Origin of the sequence: Streptomyces ossamyceticus (assembly GCF_001418475.1) — a bacterium.
In the GTDB taxonomy this organism is placed as follows: Bacteria; Actinomycetota; Actinomycetes; order Streptomycetales; family Streptomycetaceae; genus Streptomyces; species Streptomyces ossamyceticus.
On sequence record NZ_LIQX01000259.1, the window covers coordinates 1 to 9,683 of the forward strand.

7 protein-coding genes and 1 pseudogene are annotated in these 9,683 nt (G+C 73.7%); 6 read left to right on the plus strand and 2 right to left on the minus strand.

All coding sequences use genetic code 11. The features are described from left to right. A partial coding sequence (locus tag AOK15_RS42350; RefSeq protein WP_157870313.1) for a GntR family transcriptional regulator occupies positions 1-107 on the minus strand: 107 nt, incomplete at its 3' end. 106 nt (positions 108-213) lie between these two features. On the opposite strand from AOK15_RS42350, the gene AOK15_RS20015 reads away from it, so the two are divergent. From AOK15_RS20015 to AOK15_RS20035, 5 genes are all read left to right on the plus strand, one after another. Next, positions 214-993 carry an alpha/beta fold hydrolase gene (locus AOK15_RS20015; RefSeq protein ID WP_055518770.1) on the plus strand — a complete coding sequence of 260 codons (780 nt, stop codon included), beginning with the start codon at positions 214-216 and terminating at the stop codon, positions 991-993. 131 nt (positions 994-1,124) lie between these two features. Continuing rightward, positions 1,125-1,592, plus strand: a complete 468-nt coding sequence (locus tag AOK15_RS20020) for a DUF7144 family membrane protein (protein WP_055518772.1) — start codon at positions 1,125-1,127, stop codon at positions 1,590-1,592. Between the two features lie 188 nt (positions 1,593-1,780). Continuing rightward, a complete protein-coding gene (locus tag AOK15_RS20025; protein ID WP_055518777.1) occupies positions 1,781-2,794 on the plus strand; it encodes an endonuclease/exonuclease/phosphatase family protein in 1,014 nt (337 codons plus the stop codon). 128 nt (positions 2,795-2,922) lie between these two features. Continuing rightward, positions 2,923-4,893: an FUSC family protein gene (locus AOK15_RS20030; protein ID WP_055518779.1), complete on the plus strand. Its 1,971-nt coding sequence runs from the start codon at positions 2,923-2,925 to the stop codon at positions 4,891-4,893. 895 nt (positions 4,894-5,788) lie between these two features. Continuing rightward, positions 5,789-6,004, plus strand: coding sequence for a hypothetical protein (locus AOK15_RS20035; RefSeq protein WP_055518783.1), 216 nt, complete (start codon positions 5,789-5,791; stop codon positions 6,002-6,004). A 91-nt stretch (positions 6,005-6,095) separates the two neighbouring features. On the opposite strand, the gene AOK15_RS20040 is transcribed toward AOK15_RS20035, so the two are convergent. Continuing rightward, a complete protein-coding gene (locus AOK15_RS20040; RefSeq protein WP_055518781.1) occupies positions 6,096-8,165 on the minus strand; it encodes a PhoX family protein in 2,070 nt (689 codons plus the stop codon). Positions 8,166-8,409: 244 nt separating this feature from the next. Here AOK15_RS20040 and AOK15_RS45115 point away from each other — a divergent pair. Then, positions 8,410-9,683 (plus strand): annotated as a pseudogene (locus AOK15_RS45115) (hypothetical protein); the annotation flags it as partial.

Consider the following 9,683-nt stretch of genomic DNA (forward strand, 5'->3'; position numbering starts at 1 on the left):
CGCCGCCGGGCGAACACCCGCTGCGGCGGCAGCCGGTCCCCCGGGCGCAGCCGCCCGGCGGCGATCTCCTCCGCGATCCGGTCGGCGATCCGCCGGTAGTCGCTCATGCTCACCACGTCCGGGCCCGCCCTCCTCCCGGAGCACCGCCACACATTGCACCGAGGGCAAAGATCTTATTGCACCGAGGAGTTGGGGCGACCTAGGGTCGAACACATGGCACCCTTCCTCGCATACGAGGACAAAGGGGAAGCGAGCCGGTCGGCGCTCCCTCTCGTCCTCGTCCACGGCCACCCCTTCGACCGCACGATGTGGCGGCCCCAGCTCAGCGCGTTCGCCGCGACCCGCCGGGTCATCGCCCCGGATCTGCGGGGCTACGGCGCCTCCCCCGTCGTTCCCGGTCTCACCCCGCTCTCCGTCTTCGCCGAGGACATCGCGGCGCTCCTCGACGACCTGGGCGTCCGCGACGTCGTCCTCGCGGGCCTGTCCATGGGCGGCCAGATCGCCATGGAGTGCTACCGGCTGTTCCCGGACCGCGTGCGCGGTCTCGTCCTCGCCGACACCTTCCCGACTGCCGAGACCGAGGAGGGCAGGCGCGCCCGGAACGCGATGGCCGACCGGCTGCTGCGCGAGGGGATGGGCGGGTACGCCGACGAGGTGCTGTACAAGATGGTCGCGCCGTACGCGGACGCGGAGGTCGCGGCGCATGTGCACCGCATGATGACGGCGACCGACCCCGAGGGCGCGGCGGCGGCCCTGCGCGGACGCGCCGAGCGCCCCGACTACAACGACCTGCTGACCCGCGTCGCCGTGCCCGCGCTGGTCGTCGTGGGCGCCGACGACGAGTACACCCCGGTCGCCGACGCCGAGGCCATGCACGCCGCCCTGCCCGACTCCGTCCTCCAGGTGATCGACGGTGCGGCCCACCTGCCGAACCTGGAACGCCCGGACGCCTTCAACAAGGCGCTGGAGGACTTCCTGACCCGGCTGGACTGAGCGCCGGAGGACTTCCACCCGGCTGGGGCCGGGCCCGGGCCCCTCACCCGTTCGGCCTACAGCGCGTGCGGCGCCCTCCGCCCCGCGTGAGCATGCGGGTGAGCTGTCCGCCCTTCTGAGGAGGCCCTCCCATGGCCCAGCACAGCGCCGAGCCGCGTTCGAACGCCCACACCCACCAGACCATCTCGACCCCGACGCCCCCGCAGGGACGGCACTCCGGTACCTCCTGGGCCATCGGCGGCACGGTCTTCGCCGGTGTCCTCATGATGGTCGGCGGGGTGCTGGGCATCCTCAACGGCATCGCGGCGATCGCCACGGACGACGTCTACACCAACATCGGCGACTACGTGTTCGAGTTCAGCCTCACCACCTGGGGCTGGATCCATCTCGTCCTCGGAGCCGTCGTCGCCTTCGCCGGCTGGGGCATCCTCCAGGGCCGGGACTGGGCGCGAGGTGTGGGAATCGCCCTGGCGTCCCTCTACGCCATCGCGTACTTCATGTTCCTCCCGTACGCCCCCGTCTGGTCGGTCATCGTCATCGCCGCCTCGGTCTTCGTGATGTGGTCCCTGGCGACGGCCCCGGAGGAGAGGCGCGCCTGACCCCGCACGCCGGACGACCGCAACACCCCCTCGCGCACCGAGCCGGCTCCTCTCCGACTCCTGGCGCCGCCCCGTGAGCGTGGTGGGCCCGTCCGGCCGGTCCCCGGTTTCGCGCGCAACCTTCGGCCCTTCCCCCTCGTCCTTGAACGAGGAGCACAGAACCACCGCGGGCGAACGGAAGGCCGGCCTTGGAGAGCACGACCATGGAGCGGCCCGAGCCGGTCACCACCCGCCGGCCCACCCACGGCGGCAAGAAGGGGTTCGCCTTCCTGCTGCTGTTCGGTGTGACCGCGGTCGTCTTCTGCCGGCTGATCGGCGTCGACGCCTTCACCCCGGTCCCCCAGCTCCTCGCGTTCCTGCCCTGGCTGCTCGCCCCCACCGGCCTCGCCCTGCTCCTGTTCGCCCTGGCGCGCTCCTGGACCGGCGTGACCTGGGGCGTGGTGCTGCTGGGCGCGCTCGCCTGGTACGTCGAGCCGTACGGGAAGGCGACCGCGCCGGACGGTCCAGTCCTCGCCCAGATCCGGGTCATGACCTCCAACGTGCACTTCGGCGACGGCACCGCCGCCCTCGTGAAGGCCGTGAAGCGCGAGCGCCCCGACATCGTGTTCGTCGAGGAGTGCCAGGCCACCTGCTCGGCCACCCTCCGCGACACCTTCGGCGATCTCAGCGGTGACAAGCCCGCCTACCCCTACCGCAGGGCCGTCGAGGGCTACGGCTCCGACGGTTCCGTCATCCTCAGCCGCCACCCCCTCAAGGGCACCGATCCGATCCCCGGCTCGATGGGCATGCCCGGCGCCGTCGCCGACGTCAAGGGCCACCGCGTAAGGCTGCAGCTGGCGCACCCCATGCCGCCGCTGGCCGGTCAGGTCGGCACCTGGCGGCGGGAGCTCGGCGCGCTGCGCGCGTACGCGGCCGCCGACACCAAGACCCCGACCATCGTCGCCGGTGACTTCAACGCCACCCAGGACCACGCGGCGTTCCGCGACCTCCTCGACGCGGGGCTCGGCGACGCCGCCCGGCTGACCGGGGACGGCCGGAGAGCGACCTGGCCCTCCCGGACCACCCCGAGGTTCGGTGCCCAGATCGACCACGTCCTCGTCTCCTCGAAGGACTTCTCCGCCCGCGAGACCCGGTTCCTGAAGCTGCGGGGCACCGACCACAACGCGGTGGTCGCCGACCTGACCCTCCACCAGCGGAAGTGACGCCGGGGGCGACGGGCACGGCGCGCCCTCGTCGCCCCCAGCCCACAGCCCACGGCCCACGGCCCACGGCCCACGGCCCACCAAAAACTTCACATAATCGGACGATCTCCGGCGGTGATAATGGCCGCATGCCCCGCCCGTTCGCCCTCGGCCTGACCCCGCCCGACTGGCTGGTCCGCAATCTCCAACCCCAGCAGGCGCCGCCCGTCAACCGGCCCGCCGTGGCCCGCGCGGCGGTCGCCCTCACCCTGCCGCTCGCCCTCGGCCTCGCCGCCGGCCGCCCCGAGTACGGCGCCCTCGCCTCGATGGGCGCCCTGTCGGGCGTCATCAGCGACACGGCGGACGCGTACCGCATGCGGCTGCTGAACATCGCGGTCCCCCAGCTGTTCAGCGCGCTCGGCATCACCCTCGGCTCCCTCGTGTACGGGCACGGCTGGGTCACCGTCGCCGCGCTCACCGGGGTCGCGCTGGTCTCCGGGATGATCTCGACGATCGGCGCCGTCGCCTCCGTGTCGGGGCTGCTGCTCCTCCTCAACTCCGTGGTCGGCGCGGGCCTGCCGATGCCGGGCGACTGGTGGCTGGCCCCCCTCCTGATGACCGGCGGGGGCCTCCTCGTCCTCGTCCAGGCCCTCCTCGCCTGGCCGCTCAGGGCCGGCGTACCGGAACGCGCCTCCGTCGCCGACACCTACCGCAAGGTCGCCGAGCTGCTCGCCGCGACCGCCGCGGACACCACCGACGCCTATGACACGGCCCGGCACGCGGTCACCCAGTCCCTCAACCAGTCCTACGACCTGATCCTGGCCCGCCGCGCCCGCCACCACGGCCGCAGCCCCGACCTGGTCCGGCTCCTCGCCCAGCTGAACGCGGTCACCCCGCTCGTCGAGGCCGCCCCCGCCGTACGCCTCTCCGGGCGCCCGCTGCCCGCCGAGATCTGCACCGCCGTCCGCCATGTCGCCGAGGCCGTCGACACCGGGTACTCCGGGCCGCTGGGGCTGCGGCTGCCCACGCCGACGAGCGAGATCGGCAAGGCGGTCGACCAGGCGCTGCGGCACGCCGCCGAGGTCGTCACCGAGGGGTCGCCGGACGCGCTGACCCGGGCCGACGACCACCTCGGGCGGACCGCGCCGCTGCGGGTGCGCGCCGCACGGGCCGCCCGTGACGTGGCCCTGTCCGCCGCGTCCTGGCGCTACGGCCTGCGCCTCGCCCTGTGCATCGGCATCGCCCAGGCGCTGGTCTCCCTCGTCGCCGTGCCCCGCTCCTACTGGGTGGCGCTGACCATCACCTTCGTCCTGAAGCCGGACTTCGGCTCGGTGTTCTCCCGCGCGCTGCTGCGGGCCCTCGGCACCGTCGTCGGCCTGGTCGTCGCGGCGGCGATCCTCGCGGAGGTCCCGCGCGGCTGGTGGGACGTCCCGGTAATGCTGTGCCTCGCCCCGCTCATCCCCGTCTTCACCCCCCGCGGCTACGGCTACCAGACCGCCGCCATCACCCCCGTGATCCTGTTGCTCTCCGACATCCTCAACCACCAGGGCACCGGCCTGCTCGCGCCCCGCCTCGTCGACTCCCTGGTGGGCTGCGGCATCGCCCTCGTCGCGGGCTATCTGCTGTGGCCGGAGAGCTGGCACGCCCGCGTCGGGGCGCGGCTCGCGGACGCCGTCGCCGACACCGCCGCGTACGTGGAGCACGTCTTCGGGCCCGGCGCGGAGGACCCCACCGGGCGGGCCCGGAAGCGCCGCCGTCTCTACCGGGACCTGTCGGCCATCCGTACGGAGTTCCAGCGGGCCCTGACCGAACCGCCGCCGACGGGGCGGCGGGCCGCGGCCTGGTGGCCGCTGGTGGTGGCGGTCGAGCGGATCGTCGACGCGACGACGGCGGCCCGGGTCCGGGTGAAGCAGGGGGCGCGGCCGCCGTCCGCCGCCGAGGTCGCCCAGGTCGCCCTGCAACTGCGGGATCTGGCGGAAGGGCTGCGGAGGACGGACGTCCTCTACGAGGTGCGGTCCGACCTGAGCGGTCCGCCGGGAAGCGTGCTGGAGGCACTGCGGCAGGAGGTCGCGGCGGCCCGGACGATCACCTCACCGCCCGACAGGGACGCGGCCCGCTAGATCGAGCGCCGCCTCTGGCAGGGGCCCACGTCATCGGGCAGGCGCCCACGTCATCGGGCAGAGGCACACGTCATCGGGCAGGCGCCCACGTCATCGGGCAGAGGCACACGTCATCGGGCAGGGGCGGACGCCATACGGCGGGGCGGACGCCAACCGGCGGAGGCGGACACCAATCGGCAGGGGCAGGCGCCAACCGGCCGAGGCAGGCGCCGTCCGGCACGAGCGGACGCCATCCGGCGGAGGCGGACACCAACCGACCGAGGCGAACACCAACCGGCCGAGGCATACGCCCACCGGCCGAGGCATACGCCCACCGGCGGAGACAGACGCCGTCCGCCACGAGCGGACGCCATCCGGCGGAAGCCGACGCCAACCGGCCGAGGCAGACGCCCACCGGCCGAGGCAGGCGCCGTCCGGCGGGGCCAGGCGCCCACCGGCGGAGACAGACGCCGTCCGCCACGAGCGGACGCCATCCGGCGGAAGCCGACGCCAACCGGCCGAGGCAGACGCCCACCGGCGGAGACAGACGCCGTCCGGCACGAGCGGACGCCATCCGGCGGAAGCCGACGCCAACCGGCCGAGGCAGACGCCCACCGGCGGAGGCAGACGCCGTCCGGCACGAGCGGACGCCATCCGGCGGAGGCCGACGCCATCCGGCGGAGGCGGACGCCGACCGGCGGAGGCAGGCGCTGCCCGGCACCGGCGGAGGCAGGCGCTGCCCGGCGCCGGCGGACGCCGTCCGGCATGGGTGGGGCGGTCAACCCGGCGCAGGGCGCTGAATCGTTACGCCCGCCCCGCACGGGTGACGGGAGGAGAGTTCGCAGGCGGAAAGCCGTAATGATCGGATCCGTCCAACCGGACGATTCACTTCCTATCTGACAAGGGGATGTTCGCCATGCGGCGCACCGCCACCGTCCTGCTCGGAACCCTCGCCCTCGCCGGCGCCCTGGCCCCGGCCGCCCACGCGGTCCCCGACCCGACGGCCACGGTCACCTGCCTCACCGAGACCCCGGCCGGAGTCACCGAGCTGGCCGACCCGGCCGGCCTCCTCGACCCCGCCGGCCTGCTGGACCCGGCCGCCGCGCCCGGTGTGAGCTGCCTGGCCCCCTGAGCCGCACGGCGACGCACCGCGGGCCGTCCTCCCACCGGGAGAACGGCCCGCGTTCGCATCTGCACGGACAGAGGTCCGCAGTGCCTCCGACTCAGACGCCGATGTCGCAGCCGTCCGCGCGGTAGACCGCGACCACCGCCGGGCGGACGATCTTGCCGGGGCCGTCGGGCCAGGTGCTCCTGGGGTTCTCGACGGACGCGCCGTCCAGCTCGCCCGGGTGCTGCACCGCGACCAGGACACGGCGGCCGGTGATGATCGGACCGCAGGTCTCGGCGCCGCTCGGCACCGTCAGGAACTGCTTCAGCTCACCACGCCGCTCCCCCTTGGTCGCCACGCCGAAGAGGCCGTCGTGCGAGCCGAGCTGGTTGCCGTCGGTGGAGATCCACAGGTTGCCGTACGGGTCGAAGGCGACGTTGTCCGGGCAGGAGATCGGGGACACGTCGTCCTTCGGGAAGCCCGCGAAGTACGTCGCCGGGTCGTCGGGGTCGCCCGCGACGAGGAACAGCAGCCAGGCGAACCGGGTGCTCTCGGGCCGGTTCCAGCGCTCGGTGAGCTCCAGGACCTGGCCGTGCTTGTTGGCGTTGCGGGGGTTGGCCTCGTCCGCCTTGGGGTTGGCGCCGACACCGCGGTTGGAGTTGTTGGTGAGGGCGACGTAGACCTTGCCGGTGACCGGGTTGGGCTCGATGTCCTCCGGGCGGTCCATCTTCGTCGCGCCGACCTTGTCACCGGCGAGCCGCGTGAAGACGAAGACCTCGTCGGCGGTCATGCCCTCGACGTGCGAGACGGCGCCCTCGGCGGTCGCGGTGGCCAGCGGGATCCACTCGCCGCTGCCGTCGAACTCGCCGTCGGCCGGGAGCTTGCCCGTGCCGTCGATCTCGATGGCGGGGGAGTCACCGGTGAGCTTGGCGACGTAGAGGGTGCCCTCGTCGAGCAGCGAGAGGTTGTGCTCGCGCACGGCGCGGCTCGACCCCTTCTTCATCCGCTTGCTGCTGACGAACTTGTAGAAGTAGTCGAAGCGCTCGTCGTCACCGGAGTAGACGACGGGACGGCCGTCGGCGGTGAGCCGGATGGTCGCGGCCTCGTGCTTGAAGCGGCCGAGGGCGGTGTGCTTGCGCGGCGTGGACGTCGGGTCGTACGGGTCGAACTCGACGACGTACCCGAAACGGTGCACCTCGTTCGGCTCCTGAGCCACGTCGAACCGCTTGTCGAACCGCTCCCACTTGCGCTCGGTGGCGCCGGTGCCGATGCCGTACCGCTTGTCGGTGGGCCGGCTGCTGTTGGCGAAGTACTGGTTGAAGTTCTCCTCGCCGTGCAGCGTGGTACCCCAGGGGGTGGTGCCGCCGGAGCAGTTGTTGAGCGTGCCGAGGACCTTGCGGCCGCTCGGGTCGGCGGAGGTCTTGAGGAGGTCCGAGCCGGCGGCGGGGCCGGTCAGCCGGAACGCGGTGGTGGCGGTGACCCGCCGGTTGAGGTGGTGCCGGGGCACGGCGGTGAGCTTGCCCGTCCGCCGGTCCTCCTCGACGACGACGGCGGACAGACCGTGCGCCGCCCAGGCGACCTCGACCTGGTCGCGGGTCGGGTTGGCGGCGTCGTAGCCGCGGAACATGAGCACCTCGTCGGTGTACTCATGGTTGGCCACGAGGAGCCCCCGGCCGCGCTCGCCGGGGAGCGGCAGCAGCGCGAGGAAGTCGTTGTTGTAGCCGAACTGCCCGGCCTGGGCCGCGCCCGACTGCTTCTCCGGGTCGAACGCCGGGGCACCGCGCAGGATGGGCTCGCCCCAGCGGATGACGACGTTCTGCTTGTACCCGCCGGGGACGGTCACGGCGTCCGCGGTGTTGGGCGCGACGGCGTCGAACCGCAGGCCACGGGCGGCCTTGGGCTTCCGGGCGCTCTTGGTGGTGGCGGTGGTCCCGGCGCCGGCCGCGGCGGCCTGCGGGGCGGTGCCGAGCGTCGTCGCCGTACCGGCCGCGGTGGCCACGGTGACGACGGCGGCGGCACGCATCACGGACCGGCGGCTGAGCGCGGAGGCGATCACGTCGCCCACGTACTCGTTGGCGCTGGTGTTCGGCACCTCGTGGAAGCAGGCGTCACCACAGCGGAACCGACAGGTCATGGCGGAACGGCCGCCGGGGTGCGAGCCGATCATGGGCAGCAGCTTGCGCACGTTGCGCTCCCTCTTATGTGCCTTTGGTGTGAGCGCGACGTTAGGGGCGCGTGTGTTCGAGAACGGGGACGGAGAGTGAACGTCAAGTGAACCCACGGCAGTTGGGGCGGTATTGACAGCTCCCAGTCGCGGGGTTAGTGAAACCTCCCGCCCCACCCAAAGATCGCCAATCGCGGCGGCTAACCTTACGTGTCCGTCCTGGCCAGGGATTGACGGGCTACAACTCACGCGAAGGGTTGCGCACATGGGCATTCTCTCTCTCCTGCGGAACGCGTTCTCCCGCTCACGCAAGGGGCGCGACACGGTCCCTTCGCAGGAGGCGGAGCAGGTATCCCCGACAGAGCCGACGACCACGGCTCCCCAGGGGAGTGCCGAATCAGCCACCACCGAGCCCTCACGGGATTCCCTGCGGGAGGCCGAGCCGGGTTCCCCGCGGGAGTCCGAGCCGGGTGCCGCGCGGGAGGAGGAGCGGGGCTCCTCGCGGGAGACCGAGCCGAAGCTTCCGGCCCAGGGCTCCGGGCCCAAGCCGGCCTCGTCCGTCGCCGACGAGCTGGTCTCGGCGGCCTTCGACAACGTGACGGTGCCGAAGCCGCGGACGGAGGAGCGGGAGCCTGCGGCGGCGACCGAGGCCGGTACGCCGGTCGCGGAGCCCGAGGCGGCCACGGAACCTGAGGCGGCCGTCGAGGCGAAGGCCGAGGCGGAGCCCGCGGAGGCCAAGGCGGTGGTGACCGAGGCTGAGGATGCGGCGGCCGAGCCGCCGGTGGCCAAGGCGAAGGCCGAGGCCGAGCCTGCGGAGGCGGAGCCCGCGAAGGCGGAGCCCGCGAAGGCGGAGCCCGCGAAGGCCGAGGCCGGTACGCCGGGCGCCGAGCCTGAGGCCAAGGCCGAGAAGCCGGGCGCGGCGGCCAAGGCCGAGAGAGAGGAAGAGGCGCAGGTCGAGGCGGAGGCCGTCGCGGCAGCCGCTGAGCCGAAGGCGGAGGCTGCGCCCGAGGCCGCCCCGGAGGCCGCCGAGTCCGTGGTCGAGGCCGACGAGGAGGCCGCGCGGGAGACCGAGGCGGTCGCGGAGGCGGAGGCGGAGCCGGTGGTCACGGAGACCGCCACCGCGGCCGAGGCGGAGCCTGTCGCGGAGGGTGAGCCGGAGGCCGAGGCGGAGCCCGCCGCGGAACCCCTCACGAAGGGTGAGCCCGAGGTCCAGACGGAGCCGACGGCCACGAAGCAGGCCGACGCCGAGCCGCAGGCCGAGACGGTCGAGGAGCCCGAGGTCGAGTCCGGAGCCGAGCCCGAGGCTGCCGCAGCGCCCGAGGCCGCGGACGAGGCGGAGCCGCAGGCCGAGTCCGCCCCCGAGCCGGAAGCCGCCACGTCGCCGGAGGCCGCCACGGGGGCCGCCTGCGGCTCCGCCTCGGCGGCGACCACCGGCTCCGAAGGCGCGGCGGCGTCGGCCTCCGGCTCGGGGGCCGTGGCCGCCTCCTCGGGCTCGGGCGACGTGGCGGCCTCCGGCGACGTGGCGGCCTCCGGCGACGT

Coding starts and splice junctions, on each gene's coding strand:
- AOK15_RS20015 (WP_055518770.1), top strand. CDS start 214: ATGGCACCCTTCCTCGCATACGAGGACAAAGGGGAAGCGAGCCGGTCG.
- AOK15_RS20020 (WP_055518772.1), top strand. CDS start 1,125: ATGGCCCAGCACAGCGCCGAGCCGCGTTCGAACGCCCACACCCACCAG.
- AOK15_RS20030 (WP_055518779.1), top strand. CDS start 2,923: ATGCCCCGCCCGTTCGCCCTCGGCCTGACCCCGCCCGACTGGCTGGTC.
- AOK15_RS20035 (WP_055518783.1), top strand. CDS start 5,789: ATGCGGCGCACCGCCACCGTCCTGCTCGGAACCCTCGCCCTCGCCGGC.